We start from the raw sequence: 22,201 nt of genomic DNA, 5'->3' as shown, positions 1-22,201 counted from the left end.
AATTATGAGAATGGTTGATTTGATAGAAAAGAAACGCGATGGATTAGAACTTTCCACTGAAGAAATCCAGCATATTGTTACTGGTTATACTGACGGCGAGATTGCGGATTATCAAATGAGTGCATTTCTGATGGCAGTTTATTTTCAAAACATGAGCGATCGGGAACGCGCGGATTTGACTTTGGCAATGGCAGGTTCAGGAGATCAAATCGATTTGTCCGCAATCGAGGGCGTCAAGGTGGATAAGCATTCGACCGGCGGTGTCGGCGATACGACCACTTTAGTTCTTGGCCCGCTTGTTGCGGCATGTGGGGTGCCAGTTGCGAAAATGAGTGGCCGCGGCCTCGGGCATACAGGCGGTACTATTGACAAGCTTGAAGCAATTGAAGGCTTTCATGTGGAATTGTCGACTGAAGATTTCATCAAACAAGTGAACGACATCAAAGTGGCTGTTATTGGCCAAAGCGGAAACTTGACCCCAGCTGACAAAAAGTTGTATGCGTTGCGTGATGTAACGGCAACAGTCAACAGTATTCCGTTGATTGCAAGTTCGATTATGAGCAAAAAAATTGCTGCTGGCGCAAATGCCATTGTCCTCGATGTTAAAACAGGCGAAGGTGCTTTTATGAAGACGGAAGAAGATGCAAAGGAACTTGCACATGCTATGGTCGGTATCGGCAATGCAACAGGCCGCAAAACAATGGCCATTATTTCCGACATGAGTCAGCCTCTTGGATTTGCGATTGGCAATGCCTTAGAAGTGAAAGAAGCGATCGAAACACTTCAAGGCAAAGGACCGGAAGATTTGACGGAACTTTGCTTAGTGCTCGGAAGCCAAATGGTTGTTGTGGGGGGAAAAGCCGCCACGTTAGAAGAAGCGCGCGCCATGCTTGTTCAGGCGATCGAAAGCGGAGAAGCGCTTCGTATTTTCAAGCAATTTATCGAAAGTCAGGGCGGCAACCCGGCTGTAGTGGATGATGTGAACTTGCTTCCGCAGGCTGCATTTAAAACAGAAGTCCCTTCAAAACTGGAGGGGTATATCTCCAACATGGTAGCCGATGACATTGGCACAGCAGCTATGGTTTTAGGAGCCGGAAGAGCGACGAAAGAGTCGGAGATTGATTTGGCGGTCGGCATTGTATTGCATAAAAAAGTAGGCGATTTTGTCGGTGAAGGCGAATCGATTGCAACAGTCTATTCCAATACAGAAGATGTCGCAGAATGTCTGGACATGTTGTATAATAGTGTAGAATATTCAAGCGAACCGGTTGAAAAAATACCGCTAATTTCAGCGGTAATCACCGATTAACAGAACTTGCTGAGATTATTCTCAGCAAGTTTTTTCATAACTGCCATTCGCGATATAGGAGGGAACTCATGCATTTATACGGTACACAAGCCATTAACGACCAGGGCCATTTAACAATTGGTGGAACAGACACAGTAGAACTGGCAAAAGAATACGGTACACCGCTTTTTGTTTATGATATCCAACTGTTCCGGGACCGTGCCAAGGCATTTCAGAAAACTTTTGAAGATGAAGCGATTGGTTATCAGGTTGCTTATGCCAGCAAAGCTTTTTCAAGCATAGCGATTTATCAGGTGGCTGCAGAAGAGAAATTGTCGCTGGATGTTGTTTCTGGAGGGGAATTATATACAGCCGTTCAAGCCGGATTTCCAAAAGAGAAAATTCATTTTCACGGCAATAATAAAAGTGAAGCAGAATTGCGCATGGCTTTTAAAGAAGAAATCGGCTGCATCGTAGTCGACAATTTTTACGAAATTGAGCTTTTGAAAAAACTTTCGGAAGAACTCGAGCAGCCGATGAACATTTTGCTGCGTGTTACACCGGGCGTCGAAGCGCATACGCATGACTATATCACGACTGGCCAGGAAGATTCGAAATTTGGTTTTGATTTGAAGAATGGCCAAGCGGAAGAGGCATTCCTTCGCACATACGACCACCCTTTCTTGAAATTAATGGGTCTCCATTGCCATATCGGTTCACAAATTTTTGATACCACAGGCTTTCAAGTTGCAGCTGAAAAATTGGTCGAAAAGATGTCCGGTTGGGAAGAAAAGCACGGTTATCGCTGTACAGTGTTGAATCTTGGAGGCGGCTTTGGCATACGTTATACAGATGAAGACCAACCGCTTGAACCGGCTGTTTACGTGAGAGATATGATACGGACTGTCAAAAAAGTCTCGGCTGCTGCCGGCTACAAAGTGCCGGAAATCTGGATCGAACCAGGCCGTTCGTTGGTTGGGGATGCCGGTACAACCTTGTATACGGTTGGGTCAATGAAAGAAGTGCCGAACCTTCGGAAATACGCAGCAGTTGACGGTGGAATGTCCGACAATATCCGCCCTGCTTTATACGGTGCGAAATACTCGTCAATACTAGCCAATAAAGCAACATCTGAAGCGAACGAGAAGTATACGATTGCCGGAAAGCTTTGTGAATCGGGAGATAAACTGATTGAAGAAGCGATTCTGCCATCTATGGAAGCTGGAGATATTTTGAGTGTGTTCTGTACGGGCGCATATGGCTATTCCATGGCCAGCAATTACAACCGCATTGGCCGCCCGGCCGTCGTTTTTGTAGAAAACGGTGAACACCAGCTTGTGGTGCGTCGGGAATCCAATGAGGATTTGATTAGCCATGACATGTCATACAAGCAGAAAGTAAAAGGCAAATGAATAGATCCAACGTTTTATTATTGATTTTTTTATTTGTGCTGGCCATCGGTTGGGGAATTGTCTACTGGGTCTTCTTTGCAGATAATGTTATAGGCGGCTAACTTTTACTGAACTTGTGTTCTGGAAGAGTTTATAGTAGGATGTACAAAGCCGTGTATGGACGAAAACGAGGGATTGGTTATGTTACTAAGATATAAAAAATCGTTTGAAAAAATCGCAATGGGCTTGATGTCTTTCATGCCAAGAGAGCGAGATTTGAAAGTGCTGCAGCAAACAATGCAGAAATACGAAGATAATCCGGAATGGCAATTGTTTCTCTGGAAAAAAGGAGAAGACTTTGTCGGCTTATTGGGTGTGGAAGTCAGCGAAGACGCATTTACCATTCATCATGTGTCAGTCAATCCTTCATATCGAAACGAAGGAATCGGCCAGTCAATGGTGGAAAAAATTCAGCAAATGATGCAGGGGAAAGAAATGAATTCGACGGAAGAAACTCGAGCATTTCTTGAAAAATGCCCACAGAAAAAAGGCGGCCTTTGATTAAAGGTTCCGCCTTTTTTTTTGTTCACGCAGACTGATGATTGATGAACGGTCACGCAGCCGATGCTTATGCATGATGTAATACGGGTCTTGAGGCGCGATGGGGTGGGCAGCTTGATAACTGTTTATGGTTTCGGTCAAATCTTTTGAAGAGATGGGAATCTCATAAGAGAAAAAAGGTTTTCGATCAGTAACTGCTTCTATTGAAACTGTCAACAATCGAACTAATTCCATATGGTCGATTCCATCTACCCAAATGCCCCCATCTGAAAGCTTTGCTTTTGCCCGTATAAATGATCTTAAAGCCCCCGGGTAATTGCTTCTTCTCCAATGGTACATGCCGACAGCCATCTGGATCCAGCCGGTCATAGGGTGGTTTTTGTCTTTAGGCGCAAGAGATTTCCAATACTCTTCCCCAACTTCATGGCATTCAAAATAATCGTGTTCGCTATTAAAATTTATAATAAATTGAATAAAGAGCGGGTGGTGGAGTGGGTGCATTTTAATCCCCTTTCTACTATAATAATATAAGTATCTTTAACAGTCAGGTGGTCAAGCATGTCCTATGAAGTAAAAGTAGAGGCCTTTGAAGGTCCTCTTGATTTATTATTGCATTTAATACACCGTTTGGAAATTGATATTTACGATATCCCGGTTTCACAGATCACTTCACAGTATATGGAACATATTCGCGCTCTGCAAGTGCTGGAGTTAAATGAAGCAAGCGAATACTTGGTGATGGCCGCAACTTTGCTTGCGATTAAGAGCAAAATGCTGCTTCCAGTCCATGAAGGGGAACTTGAGGATATAGAATATGAATTTGACGAGCAAGATCCACGCGAAGAATTAGTTTCGCGCCTTGTGGAGTACCGAAAATTCAAGGAAGCGTCCGTTCAAATGAAGGAAATGGAAGCAAACCGGGCAGTGCTGTTTACTAAATCGCCAAAGGACTTGTCTGAATTCCAGCTTGCTACGCCAATCGAAAATGTAGATCTGGAAGTAAATGCCTATGATATGCTGGCGGCTTTTCAGAAAATGCTGCGGCGTAAACAATTGAAGGCGCCATTGTCAGCGCGTATCGCGCGCCAGGAAATTTCAATTAAGGACCAAATGACATTAATCGTCAGCCGGTTAAAGGCTGCTAAGGGCAAAACTTCTTTTGTAGACTTGTTTCCGTCAAATGACAAGTCGGTTTTAGTGGTTTCATTTTTGTCGGTGCTTGAACTGATGAAACGGCAAGTTATTGCTGTAGAACAGGAAAAGAATTTCACTGATTTGCAGGTGGAACTGAGAAAGGAAACGTGGGAATATGAAGACGAATCTTTCGAATAAAATTGAGGCGTTGCTTTTTGTAGTCGGTGACGATGGATTGACGATGGCTCAGCTGGAGTTTCTGACAGAAACTGGGGAAGACGAAATACGTGCATGCATTGATGAGATGGCAAATCGCTACGGAGAACTTGAAAGCGGCTTAATGATCAAGGAATTTTCGGGGGTTTTCCAGCTTGTTACAAAGCCGGAGGTAGCCGAGACCATCCAAAAACTTGTGGAAAACCCAACGCCTCAAGCGCTGTCGCAAGCGTCGCTCGAAGTGCTGGCGATTGTTGCCTATAAGCAGCCGCTCACCCGTTTGGAAATCGAGGATTTGCGGGGAGTTAAAAGCGAAAAGCCGCTTCAGACACTTGCGGCTAAAGGTTTAGTTCAGGAAATGGGACGTGCAGAAGGAACGGGGCGTGCCATTTTATATGGAACAACGAACGAATTCTTGAATTATTTCGGATTGAAAAGCTTGGATGAACTTCCACCGCTGCCAGAGGATGCCAGCGATGAGCCGGAAGAAGAAACAGACTTGTTTATGACTAAATTTCAAGCCGCTTTTCAAGAAGAAGTGAAAGCTTAATCGCCGAAGGGAGACTGCGAATGGATAACAGTCTTCCTTTGTTTTTGTAAATGCGTGGCACTTTCGCTTTTGTATCAAATGTGACATAATTCCGAGAGGAACGAACGGAAAAAAATCAATGAGGTGAACTTATGGAGAGATTACAGAAAATGTTGGCACATGCCGGCATCGCATCAAGACGCAAGTCGGAACAGTTAATATTGGACGGAAAAGTACGAGTTAATGGAAAAGTGGTAAAGGAACTTGGCACTAAGGTATCACATTCCGATACGATCGAAGTGGAAGGCGTGCAGCTTGAAAAAGAACAAAAAGTCTACTATTTATTATATAAGCCGCGCGGAGTCATTTCTGCCGTTAGCGATGATAAAAATAGAAAAGTTGTCACTGATTTCTTTGACACTGTCGAAAAGCGCATTTATCCGGTCGGCCGTTTAGACTATGATACGTCTGGCTTGTTGATTATGACAAATGACGGTGAGTTCGCAAATTTGCTGACGCACCCGAAATTTGAAATTGACAAAACCTATGTAGCGCGTCTGAAAGGCATTCCAAAAAGAGAAGATCTACAAAAATTGGAGCGCGGCATTAAGCTGGAAGACGGCATGACGGCCCCGGCTAAAGTAAAACTCTTATCGGCTGATTCCAAAACTGGAAAAGCCATTGTCCAGATAACTATCCACGAAGGCAGAAACCGCCAAGTGCGAAGAATGTTTGACGCAATTGGATTCCCGGTGCAAAAACTAAGCCGTGAGCAATTTGCCTTTTTAACACTCAAAGGGTTGAATGCAGGAGAATCTAGAGAACTTAGCGCTCATGAAGTGAAGTTATTGCGGGTTATGGCGGAAACCGGCAAGCGCCACTAACGTTCACAAACCATTCAAAAGTGCCTCCATTCAATGGTAGAAACTTTGCTATAATTGGATTTGCATAAACCTCGAAGGAGGGGAATATAATGAACGAGAAGAAAAAGAGCAAAAAGAAAAACAGAGTCATTATGCGTTCAGTCATCCTTTTTCTACTGATTGCTGCCATTGGATACACCCTTTACAACAACGCAACAGCTGAAGATGTCAGTGTGTTGAAGGTTGGCGATCAAGCGCCCGATTTCAAACTTGTTGACCTCGAAGGCGAAAGCCATCAGCTTTCCGATTATAAAGGACAGGGAGTTTTCTTGAATTTCTGGGGAACTTGGTGCAAGCCTTGTGCAAAAGAAATGCCTGCCATGGACAGACAGTATGAAGCTTTCAAAGACCAAGGTGTTCAAGTGTTGGCTGTAAATATTGCGCAATCTGATTTCGAAGTCCAGTCGTTTGCCGATCAATATAAGTTGTCATTTCCCGTTGTTATCGACAAAACGAAAAGTGTAATGACCGCCTACAACATTATCCCATTGCCGACCACGGTATTGGTGAATCCAGATGGTGAAATTCAGCGGATCATCACCGGTGAAATGACAGAACAGGATATTGAAGGGTTTATGGAAGAAATTAAACCTCAATAAGGAGTTTTTTCGGATGGAGAAAAAGCAATGCCAATGCGGTCATGTAAATCCGCCCGGGACAATTCTTTGTGAATCGTGCGGACGGTCATTGACCGAGAAAGAACAAAACAGCAAGCTTGTGGACATGCGCTATGAAGGTACAGCAAGAAGGTCCCAGACGTACAACAAATCAATCATCGACAAAGTATGGAACTTCTTTTCCAGTGTTAAAGTCGGAATTGGAATTATCGTCGCGCTTCTAGTGGCTGCGGCTGTTGGAACTATTTTGCCTCAAGAGCAATATGTTCAAGTGCCTGTCAGAAACGAAGCTACTATTAAAGCATATTATTCGGACGTTTACGGTGAAGTCGGCCGTATCTATCATTATTTAGGATTTCATGATTTATACAGCTCGTTTTGGTTTATCATCTTAGTCGGAATGCTGGCCATTTCACTTATTATCGCCAGTCTGGATCGTTTTGTGCCATTATATCGTTCCTTGAAAAATCAGCGGGTTCTCCGTCACGAGAGTTTCATGAACAAACAGCGTATATATGGAAAAGGCCAAGCTCCGGAAGATGTGCTTGAAAAAGCGGAAACGAAACTAAAAGAATTGAAATACAACGTGACATTGGATAAAAATGGCCTTCTAGCAGAAAAAGGCCGTTTTTCTCGGTGGGGCCCTTATGTTAACCATATTGGTTTGATTATTTTCCTGTTTGGAGTCATGCTGCGCATGATGCCAGGATTTTATGTAGACGAAACGTTATGGATTCGGGAAGGCGAAACACGTGCTATTCCGGAAGCACCCGGATATGCTCTTGAGAGCAAAAAATTTCAACTAGAGACATATACTGGGGAAGAGAAAGATGGTGCTTTTAGCGAAGCGGTTGACCGGGTTGGGTCTGTCGTTAAAAATTACCAAACAGATATCGTTTTGTATAAAAAGGCGGAAGACGGTCTTCCAGGAGAAATGGAAAATATGGAAGAGGTTAAGGAATATCCGATTCGCGTCAATCAGCCGTTGAAATTTGACGGCTTTGCGGTATACCAAATGGATTACAAGCAAAATGAACTCAAAGCGATGAACTTTGCTTTGACCAACAAAGAATCAGGTGATTCTTTAGGTGAATTGACGATTGATCTGATCAATCCGGAAAAGTTTTATGAACTTGAAAATGGTGCAACGGTTGAGTTGAAAGGGTATTATCCGGATTTTTCCGGCTTCGAGAACGGAGAACCCCAAACAGCGACACCACTTCCGAACAATCCAGGTTTCTTGGTTGAAATGACGACTCCTGAAACACCAAAAGGGGAAACCAGTTTTATCCTGATTCGAAACACGATCGAACCTTTTGGGGAAAACCAATTTAAATTGGAATTCCAAAGCGCTGAAACGCGCAACGTTTCTGGTCTGACAGTCCGCAAAGATAAAACTTTGCCGATTCTCGGACTTGGCGGACTGATTTTCATGATCGGTGTGGCTCAAGGAATGTACTTTAATCACCGCCGGTTCTGGATTCAGCAAAAAGCGAACGGGGAAATTGTCTTGGCAGGCCATACGAACAAAAACTGGTTTGCTTTGAAAAAAGACCTCGATCAAGTTTCAGAATTTGCGTCACTTCCTGCTTATTCGGATCAGCAGGAAGACATCGAGATGAGGATGAAAAAAGAAGGTGAGGAAGCACTATGACATTGGCTGCTATGAGTTCCAATTTCCTGTACGCTGCCTTCATTTGTTACCTGATAGCTACTTTTGTTTTTGGCGGAGCAGTAAAAGGCAACAAGACAGGCACATATAATTCAGAAAGCCGTTGGGGCAAAACGGCTTTCATCATTACAATTATCGGTTTTCTAGCAAATTTAGCTTATTTCTTTACAAGATGGGGTGCAACTGGACACGCGCCTCTAAGCAATATGTTTGAATTCACTACGGCATTCGGAATGACACTTGTCGGTGGCTTCCTGGTCCTTTATTTTCTCTACAAAACACCAGTCCTTGGAATGGTCGTTTTGCCAGTAGCTTTATTGATCATCGCATTTGCAAGCATGTTTCCGAGTGAAGTCAGCCCACTGATTCCGGCACTCCAATCGAACTGGCTGGCAATCCATGTCAGCACTGTTGTAATTGCCGAAGGAATACTGGCAATCAGTGCAGCAGCCGGACTAGTATATTTATTGAAAGTAGTAGATCTGACGAAAAAATCAAAACAGCGCTTTTGGCTGGAAGCAATCATGTATTCTCTTGTTTTGGTAGTAGGGTTCGTTGCTGCAAGTACTTACTTCACGGTGACTGATTACGAAGCGAACTTTGCTTATGTCGATAAAGAAGGCTTAGATAAAGAGATTGCATACAAAATGCCGCCGATTTTCGGCATGAACGAATACGAGGCCCTTTCTGAAGGGAAGATGACACCGCTAGTAGAAATGCCGGCCATAGTCAATGCCAGCAAATTGACGACAGTCACTTGGTCGGTGATCCTAGGTACCATTATTTATTGGCTAATTCGGCTTGTTGCCAGAAAACGAATTTCGGCCCTTCTCAAGCCGTTCGTGAAAAACGTCAACTTGAATTTAATGGATGAAATTGGCTACCGCGCTGTCATTATCGGATTTCCGCTTTTCTCATTAGGGGCACTGATCTTCGCAATGATTTGGGCGCAAATTGCCTGGTCCCGTTTCTGGGGTTGGGATCCAAAAGAAGTATGGGCGCTCATCACATGGCTGTTCTATGCCGCTTACTTGCATTTGCGATTGGGCAAAGGATGGCATGGTGAAAAATCAGCATGGCTTGGTGTGATCGGGTTTACAATAATCCTGTTTAACCTTGTAGCTGTAAACTTGATTATTGCCGGTCTGCACTCATACGCATAAGCAGAAAAGCCTTTTCCACTGTTGGAAAAGGCTTTTTATTTATTTTTGGATATGTTGAGGGTACAATGTATCATAAGAGACAAAAGTTGGAGGGGTTACAATGTCTGAAGAAATTACAGTATTGGTTGTAGACGACGAAGAAAGAATCCGCCGCTTGCTGAAAATGTACCTGGAACGCGAAGGCTACATTGTAGAAGAAGCCGAAAACGGCGTCCAAGCATTGGAAATGGCTACTGAAAAAGATTACCATTGCATTTTGCTTGATCTCATGATGCCGGAAAAAGACGGAATCGAAGTGAGTACGGAGTTGCGTGAACTAAAAATGACGCCAATTATCATGCTGACAGCAAAAGGCGAAGAGGCAAACCGTGTTCAAGGATTTGAATCGGGAGCGGACGATTATATTGTAAAACCATTTAGCCCAAGAGAAGTTGTGCTGCGGGTCAAAGCAATCTTGCGCCGCTCTTCTGCTTATTCGCCAGTGACCAATTCAACTGTGTCAAAAGATTTGGTGGTATTCCCGCATTTGACGATTGACCACGATGCCCATCGGGTGACCGCGGATAACGTCGAAGTGAACTTGACGCCTAAAGAATACGAGCTCCTATACTTTCTGGCAAAATCACCGGACAAAGTGTTTGACCGTGAACACTTGCTGAAAGAAGTTTGGCATTATGACTTTTTTGGGGATTTGCGCACAGTCGATACGCACGTCAAACGATTGCGCGAAAAGCTGAACCGGGTATCCGAATCCGCCGCTAAGATGATTGTGACGGTTTGGGGCGTAGGCTATAAATTCGAGGTTGGAAATGAATAGAATATGGAATAGTGTCGTCGGGAAGCTGTGGTTAACCATATTGCTTCTCGTTTCCTTTGTCCTGTTTATTGTGACAGTCCTGCTGCTTGAATTTCTTGGAAATTACCATAGCCAAGCGGTACAGGAAACACTAGAACAGGAAGCGGCTACAATCGCTAGGGTTTTTAATGATTATGGAGAAGTATTCAGTTCCTTGATGATCATTGAAGATATTCTTGGCCCAGATACTAACGCCGTTATTGCGGAAGCTCCCCATGAAAGTACTTACTATATTCATAAAGGGATCAATGGAGAAGCGTTGCGGGAGACGATTTTGAACGAACCTGACTTTCAAAAAGTGTTCGAAACGGACGAAACGGTCATAAAAGAAATGCTTTTGCCTTCTTTGACAAACGAGAACATGATGGAATCATATATCGTATTGGCAAGTCCGCTTCACACGGGTGAAGAGCTGCATGGAACCGTATTCATCTATCAATCATTGGAAGTTATGGACCGGACGGCCGGGAGAACGACCAATATCGTTTTTTTATCGGCGTTTATCGCCTTTCTGCTAACTACTTTTTTTGCATTTTTCCTTTCGACACGTATCACTCTGCCATTGCGCAATATGCGTGAAGGTGCATTCGAACTGGCAAAGGGTAATTTTGATACCAAAGTCCGTGCCGCATCCAGCGATGAAATCGGGCAGTTGGCCACAGCTTTCAACCAAATGGGCCGCCAGTTAAAACACCATGTTGAAGTTATCAACCAGGAAAAAGAACAGCTTTCAAGTATTTTGACATCCATGGCGGATGCGGTCATCACCTTCAATCAGGATCGGACTATTTTGCTGAGCAACCCGCCTGCTGACAAGTTTATTCAGCAGTGGCTTGGGAAGATCAGCAATAAAGATAATGAGCCATTGCCTCCGCAAATGGTCCATATGCTTGATCATGTTCTAATGTTCGAAGAAGAAATCGAAGAAGAGCTGGAAATAGAAGGCGCTTACTATGCCATTACCTTTAGTCCGCTTTATATCGGCGAATCAATACGCGGAGCTGTGGCTGTTTTGCACAATATGACTGAGCAACATAAGCTAGAGAAGCTGCGGGAGGACTTTATCGCCAATGTTTCTCATGAGCTCCGGACACCTATAGCCATGCTCCAAGGTTATAGTGAAGCGATACTGGATGATGTTGGCGCTTCAGAAGAAGAACGCCGTGAAATGACAAAAATCATTTACGAAGAGTCACAGCGCATGGGGCGTCTAGTAACAGATCTGCTGAACTTGGCGCGCTTGGAATCCGGACATATGCGGCTTTATAAAGATGTAGTGCAGATCAACGGCATGATAGAGCGCATGACGATGAAATTTTCACAGATAGCAAAAGAAAAAAGCATTCACTTGTCTTTCAAAACAAGCCTTGACGATTGGGCCGCCACAGAGCTGGATGAGGACCGGATTGAACAGGTCATGACAAACTTGATCGATAATGCAATGCGCCATACGCCGGAAGAAGGGCAAGTCATAGTCAATGTCGAACAAGAACATGGATATGCAAAAATATTGGTCAATGATACAGGTATCGGCATAACCAAAGAAGATTTGGAATATGTTTTTGAGCGTTTTTACAAAGCTGATAAAGCGCGTACGCTCGGAAAAGGCGGTACTGGGCTTGGTCTGGCAATCGCCAGCAATATCATAAAAGCGCATGGCGGCGAGATATATGCCGAGAGCGAAGTAGGAGTGGGGACATCTTTTGTCTTTTTGCTTCCACTGAAAAAAATGTAACTTTTTCTTAACGGATACGACTAATCTAAAGAACGGGGGGAGTTTATGAATGACTCCGTTTTCCATCGGCTATATGACCAATACCATCAAGATGTCTTCCAATTTCTTATTTATTTAGTGAAGAACCGGACATTGGCAGAAGACTTGATGCATGAAGTATATATACGCGTTTTTCGGGCATACGACCGCTTCGAAGGGAAAAGCTCAGAAAAAACGTGGCTTTTTTCAATCGCTAAAAACGTCGCTATTGATCATTTCCGTAAAGCGGCCGTCAGAAAAAAGCATTCGATGGATTTTTTCGACTGGGAAACACAACAGTTGGTTTCATCTGAACGAATCCCCGAAGAAATCTCAATGTTGAACGAAGATAAAATCAGGCTTTATAAAACATTGGATCTGTGTACGGGAGATCAGAAATTAGTGATCATCATGCGTTTTTTTCAAGATTTATCGATAGCTGAAACAGCCGAAGTTCTAGGCTGGACTGAAGGGAAAGTCAAAACAACCCAGCACCGTGCAATTCATGCATTGCGCGATAAACTATCCTCTATGGAAGGGGGAGAAGCGAATGTCGAATAACAAATGGGATGAAAGTTATATTGAAAATTTGTTAGGAGATTTTCCGGAAATTCAAGACCGGCGGCCAAAAGAGGAAGTATACAGCCGGCTTGCTAAAAAAGCTCCTGCCCAGAAGCGGCAGAGAAACTGGCTGCCTCTGCTTGTGGCAGTCCTGGCCTTTATGACTATAGGAATTCTGGCAGCTTCAATATTGAGCCAAAACGGCATTGATTCGGCTGTAGAAGAAAGCGTGGCTGATCAAACTGCAGAGACCGCTATTACCTCGAAAGAAGCGAGCGACGATGTGGGCGGCAATTCTGCTGCCGTGACAAGCCAGGAAAGTGAAGAAACTGAAGAATCCGCTAATATTTCGGATATGCCACCGGCTGAAATGAGCCGGACTGCAGTTTACGAGAGTGATTTGAATGAAGCCATCTTGTTTACGATCGGTTTAACAGAAAATGCATACGTTATTCCTGTTTCTTTTTTGATTCCTAAAGAGCAGATTGAACGGGATTTCGAGAACGGCACACCTGATTCTGTTGATCTTTACAATCAATATGCCTCTCAGCTTGATGAAGAAGCACTGGGTTTTGCAGAGTACCATCCTTATTCGGGAACAATATCGAAAACTGATCGTGGAGCTGCCCATATGCTGCCAAGCGACCATAAATACGATAAATCCTCGGCAAGCATAGGTGTTTACACTGCTTCAATCCAAGATACCTTTAAAGACATCGAAGAAGTGGCTTTGTTAAATGAAGATGGTACGCCGGCAGAATTTGGACAGGTTGGTCCGATGGAACCGATAAAAACTGAGGCAGCTAATATAGCTTTTCATGCCTATACGACAGCTGGTGGAGCAACTTACCTCATACCGAGCCATGGAATGCCGTTCAGCTCTGCAGCGGAAGCTGTCGAATCATTAGCGACGTCCCCAAGTGATTTTCAACAAGCGACCATACCGGAAGGCACGTCTTACGCAGTCACCGAAACAGAAGAACTTGTTGAAGTTCAATTTACGGAGCCTTTCGATTTTGAATCGCTAGATCCTGTTGCTGCAGTTCGTCTGGTTGAAAGCTTGTCTTTGACTACTAAGTCGTTTGGCAAACAAGTCCAGCTAAGCAATACAGTACAAGAGCAGTGGAACGAATTTGATTTGACGCAGCCGATTGAGGTTCCTGTTGCACCAAACAAATTAGAGTGGCCGATGCGATAGTACTCTAATGATCAGAAAAAAGAGAAAGGCCATTCTGTGAGCATAGTAGTTTACAGGATGGCTTTTTTCTACTAATATTAGGATATAAAAAAATAACGATTCATCTTCGGGGCAGGGTGCAATTCCCTACCGGCGGTAATAGAACTTGTTTCTTCAGCCCGCGAGCCGTAAAAGGCAGGATTTGGTGCGATTCCAAAGCCGACAGTATAGTCTGGATGGGAGAAGGTGAAGGTACGGACGCATGCCGTTTGCATCTAAACGAAGCGCTCTTTTTAGTGTGCCTTTTTCTCCCTTAAGTGCTTAGCCGCTTAAGGGAGATTTGATGTGGTGGCGTAGATCCGAACCTTTCTTCTGGTGAATCACTCTAAGGAGAGAGGAAAAATGAAGAACAAGAAGTTACAATCCATGGTTGCAATCGGGATGTTGAGCAGCATTTCATTCATTTTGATGCTATTTAATTTTCCATTGCCCGCACTGCCTGCATTTTTGAAAGTCGATTTTAGTGATGTTCCGGCGTTAATTGCAGCAATTACGATGGGGCCGGTTGCCGGAATCCTTGTCGCTTTTTTTAAAAACGTTCTGGACTGGCTTTTCTCAGGCAGCCAGACTGGGGTCCCTGTTGGGCACATGGCGAACTTTGCCACCAGCATCTTGTTTATAACACCGGTTTATTTGATTTATCGCAAGATGTCCAATAAAAAAGGGATTTTGTTTGGACTTGCGGCAGGAACTTTTTCGATGGCTGTCGGCATGAGTGTTCTAAACTATTTTGTCTTCTTGCCAATGTACTCGTACTTTTTGAATTTCCCAGCAGAAACCGGAAATGCTCTTTTCAAAAGCATCATTCTCGGGATATTGCCGTTCAATCTTATTAAAGGCTTATTGCTTACGTCAGTCGTTTTGCTTATGTTTAGCAATCTTCAATCTTGGATTGATAAACAACGTGCTTATTATCAATGATGGCAATCGGCGGCAAGGTTTTTACCTAGCTGTTGATAAAATAAAAACAGGTGTACATGAAAGCAACGGCTCTCATGTACACCTGTTTTGTTTTTCTTAGTCTTCGTATTTAAGAGGATCTCCGTCAAACGGAGCATCCGCTACTTTGATGGAATCGGTTGGGCAGCCTTCGAATGCGTCTTCCATGTCTTCTTCTAATTCGTCTGGAACTTGCTCTACTCCCGTGTTATTATCTAGAATAACAAACGCAATTCCTTCATCGTCATAGTCATAAATATCGGGTGCAGCAGCTCCGCAAGCTCCACAAGCGATACAAGTATCCTTATCGACAATGGTATACTTAGCCATAATGTTTCCTCTCCTTTATCTCCGAACAAGTTCAGTTATACTATCAGATTCATTCTATAGATGTTTGTTTAGTTTTTCAACCAAAAACGCTAGGGGGATATGTCTTTGTTATTTGATGAACTTTTAATCGCTATCATGAAAGCTGTGAATCGTGAGCGGACTCTCTCTTCTCCTTACCATTTGATTAAAGGAAAAAAGTCCGGGCAAACGATTCAAGATATCGGTTATTATGGGCTATTTCCTTATTTTGCTGTTATGCCTCGTCTTGAGAAGCGTTTCTATGACCAAGCGGTGGATGGCCTTTTTGCACGTGGTTTTTTGCAGGAAAATACAGATGTTATCGACTTAACGGATATGGCCTTATCTTCCGAAACGCCGGCAACTCCATTAGATGGGTGGAGATACCGTGGAAATGAACAATTATTTTTAAGCCGTCTCTCGTTAACTATTCAAACTTTTTCCCATATAAGCCAAAAAGTGAACAGTTTTGATCCGGTCATCAATTCCGAAGAAATACAGCTATGGACCAAAAATTATTTGCGGCAGCACAATTTTCGTGCCCCGGAGACTGTCAAAGCTTTCAAGGCCCAAGTTTTGGCCAGTTTGGAAGAAACGGCGGTCCCTGAACAGCATAAAATGATTTTAATGTCGCGATTATCTGGATTCGGTTTTAGTGGACTGACATGGGAGCAAATTTCTGCCAATCAGGGGATAGCTCCGTTAGATGCTCAGCTGAATTTAGTCGAAACATTGCATGCATGGATGCATATAATTGAACAAAATCGTCATCCGCTGTTGTTGAGGCTGTTAGAAGGCGTTATTCAACAATCATCTTTGACAGAATCAGCACAGCGGACAGAAAAGCTTTTTGCCCGAGGGTTTACGCTTCAACAAATTGCTGAACTAAGGCAATTGAAAAGCAGCACTATTGAAGACCATGTTGTCGAACTTGCCATGAACGATCCTTATTTTGATTATAGCCCTTTTATCAGCGAAGAAATCTATCAAACTATCGTGCATTTAAGCCGAGAACAACAAACAAAAAGGTTGCGGGACATTAAAGATAAAGTTCCGGCAGCAACTTATTTTCAAATCCGCTTAGCACTTGCGGTCAAACAATAGCGGGTAATTGAAAAGGCTGGGAACAGGCTCAAAGGAGGATGAAAAGTGGAATTGGAAAAATTGCTTTACTCGACCTATGGATTTAATTCGTTTCGGCCCGGCCAGCGGGAAGTTATTGAAGAAGTATTAAAAGGCAACAATGTAATCGCTCTGCTTCCAACTGGCATGGGTAAATCCATGTGCTATCAATTGCCGGCCCACCTTTTGCCAGGTAGCGTACTGATTATTTCACCGTTGCTGTCGTTGATGCAAGACCAAGTGGCCCAATTGAAAAAAATGGGCGAAAAATCAGTGGTGGCGATCAATTCTTTCCTCAAACCAGAGGACAAAGAAAAAATATGGAACTCGCTTGGACAATACCGTTTTATCTTCATTTCTCCAGAGATGTTGGTGCAGCCCTTTGTTAAAAAGCAACTGCAGCGAATTACCATTTCGTTGCTTGTAGCAGACGAAGCCCACTGCATTTCCCAATGGGGATTTGATTTTCGGCCGGATTATCTACGGATTGCTGAAGTGATGCCTTTGCTAAATCATCCTCAAGTCTTAGCATTAACCGCTACCGCTACATCAAAAGTAACAAATGAAATAATTAAATATTTGAACATCCCTAGTCCTTTTATCTACACACATCCGATGGATCGAAAAAACGTGGTCTATGATGTAAAACGATTTGACGACCAGAAGCGAAAAGTCGAGTGGCTGAAGAAATTTGTGGTGGATTGCAAAGGGCCGGGAATCGTTTATGCAGGAACGCGTAAAAAAGCCCAGCAATTAGCTACTGAGTTAACGAATAGCGGTTTAGCTACAGCGTTTTACCATGGCGGGATGGAACATCAGGATCGCGTATTTGTGCAGCAGCAATTCCAAAATGGGGAATTGGATTGGGTCTGTTCAACAAATGCCTTTGGAATGGGTGTGCATATTCCAAATATACGCCATGTTGTTCATTTTCAACTGCCAACATCGGTCGAAGGTTATGTTCAGGAAGTGGGAAGAGCAGGACGGGACGGCAAACCGGCTTTAGCTACGCTTCTGTATGCTGAAGGCGATGAAAGGCTAGTAGAGAGCATCGTCATGGATGAATTGCCTACAACCAGAGAGATCCGGGAGGTTTATGCCAACAATACTGCAGCCGAACGTCTAGTGGAACAAGGAATAGTACGAGAAACAGCTCTTCGGGTAATTGCATATTGGCAAAGCCGATTGCCGTTGGAAGGAACGTTGCGCAAGATCGAGGAATTGCAGATGGAAAAAATAAAACAAGTAGAAAAAATTCGGAATTTGGTAACCATTCAAAGCTGTATTCGTCAATATATCAGTAAATGCTTTGAGCAGCACTTGCTTGAAAAACCTGGAAATTGCTGTGTTAACGATGGAATAAATTATTCGGTTTTTCAAGAAGAGACAAAAAAAATTGAAAAAGAAACTCCTACTAGTTGGAAAGACCGGCTGGATGCTCTTCTGCCTTCTTAGGAATACCTAGAAGAGCCATTTACAATTGGCAATATTTTAGGCATAATGTAATTATTAGACAGGAAGAGGAGTAATCGATAATGGGAAAGCAAAATTACCGGGAATCCATAGAAAAAGATCGTCAAGCAATTTCTGTAGCAAACCCTGCCGCTCCTTCAAGACGAGCCGCACGCAATTCGGCTAAAAATCCACCGAAAAAGAAAAAGAGTGTTTTGTTGCCGACTTTATTTTCCCTTTTAATTTTAATTCCAGTGACGATTCTTATATATGTAATTGTTTTCTATCAGCCAGATGACACCATAACAACGAGAGCTGCAAATAATGAAGTCAGCATTGAAACCAATACACCACCGGAAACGCCTATTGTTCCGGCAGTGGTCGCTGAAGACCAGGAAGAACAAAAAGCAGCGGAACAAAAAGCGGCAGAACAAAAAGCGGCAGAACAAAAAGCTGCGGAAGAAAAAGCTGCGGAAGAAAAAGCCGTAGCAGCAAAAGCGGCAGAACAAAAAGCGGCAGAACAAAAAGCAGCAGAACAAAAAGCCGCAGAACAAAAAGCCGCGGAAGAAAGAGCTGCAGCAGAAAAAGCGGCAGAGGAAAAAGCTGCTGCTGAAAAGCAGGCTGCTCAACAGAAAGAAGAAGCAGAAAAACAGCCCGAACAACCTCTACAAGGTTCAAAAACATATGTGGTAAAGCCGCAAGAGACGTTATACCGAATTGCGGTTAATAACTACGGTGCTGCAGGAGCAGCAGAAGCAGTTGAAAAAATCAAACAAGCAAATGGATTGAGTTCCAATTCGATTAGCGTAGGGCAAACATTAATTTTGCCTTAAAAAGAGGAACAGGAACGTATTTTGGCGAATAAAGCAATTATAGACATAGATTGAGGTGAGCAGATGTTCGTAAAAAGCACGATGATAAAAAAAGAAAATTGTTATTCTGTAAAAATGAATGACCCTGTACAAGTGGGATTTGATCTGCTTGAAAAGCATTCGGTGGATGCGCTGCCGGTTGTTGACGGCAACCAGTACAAAGGAATCTTCACATGGTACTATGCATATCAAGCATTTTTCCGTTCCGGAAAAAGTAAAGAAGAATTCCTAAATTCCACCCTCGTTAGTGATGTTGTTGTAAATCAGGATGTTTACTTGAATATCAATGATGTATACGAGAAAGCACTTATCGAACTGAATGACTTTCCAATTATTGCAGTGGTTGAAGGAACAGAATTTTTGGGCATAGTAACGCGCTTTGATGTTGTTAATCAGCTGCAAAGTGCTTTTGGGATGCATCAACCTGGATTCCGAATCACTTTTACTTCTGTAGAAACACAAGGCCGTATCGGACGTTTGGGTGAAATTATCGAAAAATACAAGGAGGCCGTTATTTCCCTTGTAACCTTCGATGAAACTGATAAATTAGTTCGGCGAATTGTCTTGAAAATCCAGAAAAAAGACAACATCGAACGCTTTGTAAAAGAACTGGAGAAATCTGGTTTCCGGGTGTTGGATGTTTCAGAAGATTGATTAATAGGAATAGAAAAAAGGCATAAGAATTTAATTCTTATTGCCTTTTTTTATATGAAGGAGGTTTTGAATATGAAAGGGATGGTAAAAGCTGGAGGAGCAGCACTTGCGCTGTTGCTTTATATGTACAAAAATGCATTTGCCCATAATCTTAGACGCCAAGCCGTTCGGCTCGATGCCGAAGTGCAGTTTCGCCCGTTCAACTTGCTTTTTATCGCAGATATACACCGAAGAAAGCTATCGCCAGAAATGCTTGAAGTTCCTGTAGACATTGTTGTAATTGGAGGAGATCTTGCTGAAAGAGGCGTTTCTTTAAAGCAGGTTGCCGAAAATCTAAAATTGCTTGTCAACAAAGCTCCTGTTTATTTTGTATGGGGAAACAATGATCGGGAAGTGAAAGCAAGAAATTTGAGAAAGTTATTTGCTCATTACGGTATAAAGCCCATGGATAACGAATCCGTATCACTTTTTGGTAATCCTCATTTGAAATTAGTAGGTGTGAATTACTTGGCTTTGGAAAATGATGGGTTGGATCGTGCTTTTTCTGAAGTGAAAAAAGAGGATACTGTAATTTTCGTATCACATTCTCCTTTTATCTTTAAACGCGTAAAGAAAAAATACCCTGTTGATTTTTTGATGGCGGGGCATACGCATGGCGGTCAAATCCGTCTTGGAAAACTGGGGATTTATAGAAAAGGAGCCTTAAAGATAAAAGGCGGCAAACCTGAACTAGTAACAAATGGATTTGGAACAACCTCATTGCCGCTTCGTTTAGGGGCGCCGGCAGAATATCATTTATTGACCATACAGCCGAAGCGTCGGGATTGGCGGAATTCTTGAAAATCTTCTATGCTATATATATAGATTAGTTTAGGAGAGGTAATTGATGCAAAAAGCAGACGTACTTATTATCGGAGGCGGACCCTGTGGGTTATCCGCGGCAATAGAAATAAAAAAAATTGGACTTAAACCGATTGTAATAGAAAAAGGCAATATCGTTAATGCAATTTATCAATATCCAACTCACCAGACATTCTTCAGCTCTAGTGAGCGGCTATCCATTGGCGGAATTCCCTTTATTACGGAAGAGCGAAAACCTAAGCGCAACCAGGCATTGGTATACTACCGAGAAGTCGTAAAAAGGACAGGGATTGAAATTCGCTCTTTCGAGACAGTACTGAAGGTGGAGAATAAAGGGCATTTTGAAGTTACTACCACTAAAGAAACGTATCAAGCCAAATATGTAGTGGCGGCGACAGGGTATTATGACCAGCCCAACAAGCTTGCCGCTGAAGGCGCTGGGTTACCGAAAGTGATGCACTATTTTAAGGAAGGTCATCCTTATTTTGATCAGGATATACTGGTCATCGGGGGCAAAAATTCAGCTATCGATGCAGCGCTTGAACTGCATAAAGCGGGAAGCCGGGTGACGGTTTCGTATCACGGCACTAGCTATTCACAAAGCATAAAGCCTTGGATTTTACCTGAATTTGATGGACTTGTCCGCAAAGGGGAAATCACGATGTTGTTCGATTCCACAGTCGATCGGATAACGGCAGAAACGGTGGAGCTGACAGTAAACGACGTTAAAGAAAGCATTCCGAACGATTTTGTCTTTGCGATGATCGGCTATCATCCTGACCATCGTTTTTTGACGGAGATGGGCATTACCATCGATCCGGTTTCCGGACGGCCAGAACACAATGAAGAGACTATGGAAACGACTGTAGAAGGGTTGTTCATTGCCGGAGTGATTGCCGCAGGAAACAATGCAAATGAAATTTTTATCGAAAACGGCCGCTTCCACGGCGAACGGATAGCACAAGCATTGGCAGAAAAAGAAAGCGTACATTGAGTACGTTTTTTTATTGGAATTGGCTATCTTTTTTTCCTGTTCAGTAGTGTAGAATATAGTTTGAGAGGTGAAATTAAAATGAAAAAAAGAGTTTCATTAATTACGACTGGCGGGACAATTGCAAGCAAGGAAATATCGAAAGGCTTGCTGAAATCCGGAGCAATTTCCGGAAAAGAATTGGCTGCTTTATGCCAATTGCCAGAAGAAATCGAAGTAAAAGTGATAGATGTGTTCCAGTTGCCTAGCATGCATATCGGATTCTCTGAAATGCTTCAACTTCAAAATGCCATTAAAGCGGAGCTTGAAGATGAAACGGTTGATGGAGTGGTTGTTACACACGGGACCGATACGCTTGAAGAAACAGCATACTTCCTGGATTTAACGATAGCGGATAGCCGAACTATTGTAGTTACAGGCTCACAACGTTCTCCTGACGACGTGGGAACGGATGTCTATTCGAATTTGCGCAATTCCATCTATGTCTCGGTTGACGAAATATTAAAAGGGGTTGGAACGGTCGTAGTGTTCAATGAACGGATTTATACAGCTAAGTACGTTAAAAAAGTTCATTCGAGCAACCTGCAAGGCTTTGATTCCTTCGGGCATGGTTATCTTGGCATCATTGACAATGACAAAGTAAGTATTTATCAAAAACCGATCAATCGTGATGTACATAAAGTGACAGGTGATTTGCCGCGTGTCGACATTGTTAAATGTTATTCTGGCCAAGACGGCAAAATAATCGAGCTTTTGGCAAGCAGCGACACAAAAGGCATAATTCTTGAAGCAGCAGGGCGTGGCCAAGTTTCTCCGTATATGGTCAGTGCAATTGCCGAAGCGGTCAAAAAAGGGATTGTTGTGGTTTTAACAACAAGCGCAGAAGAAGGAAATGCATATCCTAGTTATGGTTATCCAGGTAGCGCCCATGATTTAATATTGAATGGAGTATTGCTTGGCAGTGACTATGACAGCAAAAAAGCGCGAATTAAGCTGGCCGTGGCTCTTTCTTCTGGTAAAAATATAGACGTAAACACTTTTATAAAATAAACTGATCTACT

23 protein-coding genes and 1 riboswitch are annotated in these 22,201 nt (G+C 43.1%); of the genes, 21 read left to right on the top strand and 2 right to left on the bottom strand.

Annotation, left to right across the window (positions count from 1 at the left end; translation table 11 throughout):
- Positions 1-4: 4 nt before the first annotated feature.
- The 3 genes from B0H99_RS01300 (at position 5) to B0H99_RS01290 (ending at position 3,240) form a co-directional block, all read left to right on the top strand.
- Positions 5-1,309: a pyrimidine-nucleoside phosphorylase gene (locus B0H99_RS01300; RefSeq protein WP_106531812.1), complete on the top strand. Its 1,305-nt coding sequence runs from the start codon at positions 5-7 to the stop codon at positions 1,307-1,309.
- A gap of 68 nt (positions 1,310-1,377) precedes the next feature.
- The gene (gene lysA, locus B0H99_RS01295; protein WP_106531811.1) at positions 1,378-2,700 is read left to right on the top strand and encodes a diaminopimelate decarboxylase; all 1,323 of its coding nucleotides are present in this window, start codon (positions 1,378-1,380) and stop codon (positions 2,698-2,700) included.
- A gap of 180 nt (positions 2,701-2,880) precedes the next feature.
- Complete coding sequence (locus B0H99_RS01290) at positions 2,881-3,240, top strand: GNAT family N-acetyltransferase (RefSeq protein WP_106532012.1); 360 nt, start codon at positions 2,881-2,883, stop codon at positions 3,238-3,240.
- Here the strand turns inward: B0H99_RS01290 and B0H99_RS01285 are convergent, their stop codons facing one another.
- Positions 3,241-3,741 (bottom strand): DUF309 domain-containing protein, encoded by a 501-nt coding sequence (locus B0H99_RS01285; RefSeq protein ID WP_106531810.1) that lies wholly within the window; start codon positions 3,739-3,741, stop codon positions 3,241-3,243.
- A 57-nt stretch (positions 3,742-3,798) separates the two neighbouring features.
- Between B0H99_RS01285 and B0H99_RS01280 the strand changes: the two genes are divergently transcribed.
- From B0H99_RS01280 to B0H99_RS01230, 11 genes are all read left to right on the top strand, one after another.
- The gene (locus B0H99_RS01280) at positions 3,799-4,572 is read left to right on the top strand and encodes a segregation/condensation protein A (RefSeq protein WP_106531809.1); all 774 of its coding nucleotides are present in this window, start codon (positions 3,799-3,801) and stop codon (positions 4,570-4,572) included.
- Positions 4,550-5,140 carry an SMC-Scp complex subunit ScpB gene (gene scpB, locus B0H99_RS01275; RefSeq protein WP_106531808.1) on the top strand — a complete coding sequence of 197 codons (591 nt, stop codon included), beginning with the start codon at positions 4,550-4,552 and terminating at the stop codon, positions 5,138-5,140. The genes B0H99_RS01280 and scpB overlap by 23 nt, the downstream gene beginning before the upstream one ends.
- 131 nt (positions 5,141-5,271) lie before the next feature.
- Positions 5,272-6,003 (top strand): pseudouridine synthase, encoded by a 732-nt coding sequence (locus B0H99_RS01270; RefSeq protein ID WP_106531807.1) that lies wholly within the window; start codon positions 5,272-5,274, stop codon positions 6,001-6,003.
- A gap of 89 nt (positions 6,004-6,092) precedes the next feature.
- The gene (resA, locus tag B0H99_RS01265; RefSeq protein WP_106531806.1) at positions 6,093-6,641 is read left to right on the top strand and encodes a thiol-disulfide oxidoreductase ResA; all 549 of its coding nucleotides are present in this window, start codon (positions 6,093-6,095) and stop codon (positions 6,639-6,641) included.
- A 13-nt stretch (positions 6,642-6,654) separates the two neighbouring features.
- On the top strand, positions 6,655-8,313 hold the full coding sequence (locus tag B0H99_RS01260) for a cytochrome c biogenesis ResB family protein (RefSeq protein WP_106531805.1): 1,659 nt from the start codon (positions 6,655-6,657) through the stop codon (positions 8,311-8,313).
- Positions 8,310-9,494, top strand: a complete 1,185-nt coding sequence (gene ccsB, locus B0H99_RS01255) for a c-type cytochrome biogenesis protein CcsB (protein WP_106531804.1) — start codon at positions 8,310-8,312, stop codon at positions 9,492-9,494. Before B0H99_RS01260 ends, ccsB begins: the two co-directional genes overlap by 4 nt.
- 100 nt (positions 9,495-9,594) lie before the next feature.
- Positions 9,595-10,311 (top strand): response regulator transcription factor, encoded by a 717-nt coding sequence (locus B0H99_RS01250; RefSeq protein WP_106531803.1) that lies wholly within the window; start codon positions 9,595-9,597, stop codon positions 10,309-10,311.
- A complete protein-coding gene (locus tag B0H99_RS01245) occupies positions 10,304-12,085 on the top strand; it encodes an ATP-binding protein (protein ID WP_106531802.1) in 1,782 nt (593 codons plus the stop codon). The genes B0H99_RS01250 and B0H99_RS01245 overlap by 8 nt, the downstream gene beginning before the upstream one ends.
- 45 nt (positions 12,086-12,130) lie before the next feature.
- Positions 12,131-12,664 carry an RNA polymerase sigma factor SigX gene (gene sigX, locus B0H99_RS01240; protein ID WP_106531801.1) on the top strand — a complete coding sequence of 178 codons (534 nt, stop codon included), beginning with the start codon at positions 12,131-12,133 and terminating at the stop codon, positions 12,662-12,664.
- Positions 12,654-13,862 (top strand): hypothetical protein, encoded by a 1,209-nt coding sequence (locus tag B0H99_RS01235; RefSeq protein ID WP_106531800.1) that lies wholly within the window; start codon positions 12,654-12,656, stop codon positions 13,860-13,862. The genes sigX and B0H99_RS01235 overlap by 11 nt, the downstream gene beginning before the upstream one ends.
- Positions 13,863-13,960: 98 nt before the next feature.
- Positions 13,961-14,093, top strand: a riboswitch (FMN riboswitch).
- Positions 14,094-14,243: 150 nt separating this feature from the next.
- Positions 14,244-14,822: an ECF transporter S component gene (locus B0H99_RS01230; protein WP_106531799.1), complete on the top strand. Its 579-nt coding sequence runs from the start codon at positions 14,244-14,246 to the stop codon at positions 14,820-14,822.
- Positions 14,823-14,918: 96 nt separating this feature from the next.
- Here the strand turns inward: B0H99_RS01230 and B0H99_RS01225 are convergent, their stop codons facing one another.
- Positions 14,919-15,170 (bottom strand): ferredoxin, encoded by a 252-nt coding sequence (locus B0H99_RS01225; protein ID WP_106531798.1) that lies wholly within the window; start codon positions 15,168-15,170, stop codon positions 14,919-14,921.
- Between the two features lie 99 nt (positions 15,171-15,269).
- Here B0H99_RS01225 and B0H99_RS01220 point away from each other — a divergent pair, with 99 nt between their 5' ends.
- From B0H99_RS01220 to B0H99_RS01190, 7 genes are all read left to right on the top strand, one after another.
- Positions 15,270-16,292, top strand: coding sequence for a YpbB family protein (locus tag B0H99_RS01220; RefSeq protein WP_245894325.1), 1,023 nt, complete (start codon positions 15,270-15,272; stop codon positions 16,290-16,292).
- 45 nt (positions 16,293-16,337) lie between these two features.
- Positions 16,338-17,765: a RecQ family ATP-dependent DNA helicase gene (locus B0H99_RS01215; protein ID WP_106531796.1), complete on the top strand. Its 1,428-nt coding sequence runs from the start codon at positions 16,338-16,340 to the stop codon at positions 17,763-17,765.
- Between the two features lie 80 nt (positions 17,766-17,845).
- Positions 17,846-18,595: a LysM peptidoglycan-binding domain-containing protein gene (locus tag B0H99_RS01210; protein ID WP_106531795.1), complete on the top strand. Its 750-nt coding sequence runs from the start codon at positions 17,846-17,848 to the stop codon at positions 18,593-18,595.
- A 63-nt stretch (positions 18,596-18,658) separates the two neighbouring features.
- Positions 18,659-19,288 carry a CBS domain-containing protein gene (locus tag B0H99_RS01205; RefSeq protein ID WP_106531794.1) on the top strand — a complete coding sequence of 210 codons (630 nt, stop codon included), beginning with the start codon at positions 18,659-18,661 and terminating at the stop codon, positions 19,286-19,288.
- Between the two features lie 72 nt (positions 19,289-19,360).
- Positions 19,361-20,128, top strand: coding sequence for a metallophosphoesterase (locus B0H99_RS01200; protein WP_106531793.1), 768 nt, complete (start codon positions 19,361-19,363; stop codon positions 20,126-20,128).
- Positions 20,129-20,174: 46 nt separating this feature from the next.
- Entirely contained in the window at positions 20,175-21,143 is a 969-nt protein-coding gene (locus B0H99_RS01195) for a YpdA family putative bacillithiol disulfide reductase (protein ID WP_106531792.1), read from the top strand.
- 78 nt (positions 21,144-21,221) lie between these two features.
- Positions 21,222-22,190, top strand: coding sequence for an asparaginase (locus tag B0H99_RS01190; protein ID WP_106531791.1), 969 nt, complete (start codon positions 21,222-21,224; stop codon positions 22,188-22,190).
- Positions 22,191-22,201 lie beyond the last annotated feature (11 nt).

This window comes from Planomicrobium soli (genome assembly GCF_003014655.1).
Classification (GTDB): Bacteria; Bacillota; Bacilli; order Bacillales_A; family Planococcaceae; genus Planococcus; species Planococcus soli_B.
Note: the sequence above shows the minus strand (reverse complement) of the source record. Positions and strands in the feature narration are given on the sequence as shown.

Bases quoted from the DNA above. Each gene is read 5' to 3' on its own strand.
- sigX (WP_106531801.1), top strand. From the start codon at position 12,131: ATGAATGACTCCGTTTTCCATCGGCTATATGACCAATACCATCAAGAT.
- B0H99_RS01260 (WP_106531805.1), top strand. From the start codon at position 6,655: ATGGAGAAAAAGCAATGCCAATGCGGTCATGTAAATCCGCCCGGGACA.
- ccsB (WP_106531804.1), top strand. From the start codon at position 8,310: ATGACATTGGCTGCTATGAGTTCCAATTTCCTGTACGCTGCCTTCATT.
- B0H99_RS01285 (WP_106531810.1), bottom strand. From the start codon at position 3,741: ATGCACCCACTCCACCACCCGCTCTTTATTCAATTTATTATAAATTTT.
- B0H99_RS01230 (WP_106531799.1), top strand. From the start codon at position 14,244: ATGAAGAACAAGAAGTTACAATCCATGGTTGCAATCGGGATGTTGAGC.
- B0H99_RS01290 (WP_106532012.1), top strand. From the start codon at position 2,881: ATGTTACTAAGATATAAAAAATCGTTTGAAAAAATCGCAATGGGCTTG.
- B0H99_RS01270 (WP_106531807.1), top strand. From the start codon at position 5,272: ATGGAGAGATTACAGAAAATGTTGGCACATGCCGGCATCGCATCAAGA.
- B0H99_RS01205 (WP_106531794.1), top strand. From the start codon at position 18,659: ATGTTCGTAAAAAGCACGATGATAAAAAAAGAAAATTGTTATTCTGTA.
- B0H99_RS01280 (WP_106531809.1), top strand. From the start codon at position 3,799: ATGTCCTATGAAGTAAAAGTAGAGGCCTTTGAAGGTCCTCTTGATTTA.
- resA (WP_106531806.1), top strand. From the start codon at position 6,093: ATGAACGAGAAGAAAAAGAGCAAAAAGAAAAACAGAGTCATTATGCGT.
- B0H99_RS01195 (WP_106531792.1), top strand. From the start codon at position 20,175: ATGCAAAAAGCAGACGTACTTATTATCGGAGGCGGACCCTGTGGGTTA.
- B0H99_RS01235 (WP_106531800.1), top strand. From the start codon at position 12,654: ATGTCGAATAACAAATGGGATGAAAGTTATATTGAAAATTTGTTAGGA.
- B0H99_RS01245 (WP_106531802.1), top strand. From the start codon at position 10,304: ATGAATAGAATATGGAATAGTGTCGTCGGGAAGCTGTGGTTAACCATA.
- B0H99_RS01250 (WP_106531803.1), top strand. From the start codon at position 9,595: ATGTCTGAAGAAATTACAGTATTGGTTGTAGACGACGAAGAAAGAATC.
- lysA (WP_106531811.1), top strand. From the start codon at position 1,378: ATGCATTTATACGGTACACAAGCCATTAACGACCAGGGCCATTTAACA.
- scpB (WP_106531808.1), top strand. From the start codon at position 4,550: ATGAAGACGAATCTTTCGAATAAAATTGAGGCGTTGCTTTTTGTAGTC.
- B0H99_RS01220 (WP_245894325.1), top strand. From the start codon at position 15,270: ATGTCTTTGTTATTTGATGAACTTTTAATCGCTATCATGAAAGCTGTG.
- B0H99_RS01300 (WP_106531812.1), top strand. From the start codon at position 5: ATGAGAATGGTTGATTTGATAGAAAAGAAACGCGATGGATTAGAACTT.
- B0H99_RS01200 (WP_106531793.1), top strand. From the start codon at position 19,361: ATGAAAGGGATGGTAAAAGCTGGAGGAGCAGCACTTGCGCTGTTGCTT.
- B0H99_RS01225 (WP_106531798.1), bottom strand. From the start codon at position 15,170: ATGGCTAAGTATACCATTGTCGATAAGGATACTTGTATCGCTTGTGGA.
- B0H99_RS01190 (WP_106531791.1), top strand. From the start codon at position 21,222: ATGAAAAAAAGAGTTTCATTAATTACGACTGGCGGGACAATTGCAAGC.
- B0H99_RS01210 (WP_106531795.1), top strand. From the start codon at position 17,846: ATGGGAAAGCAAAATTACCGGGAATCCATAGAAAAAGATCGTCAAGCA.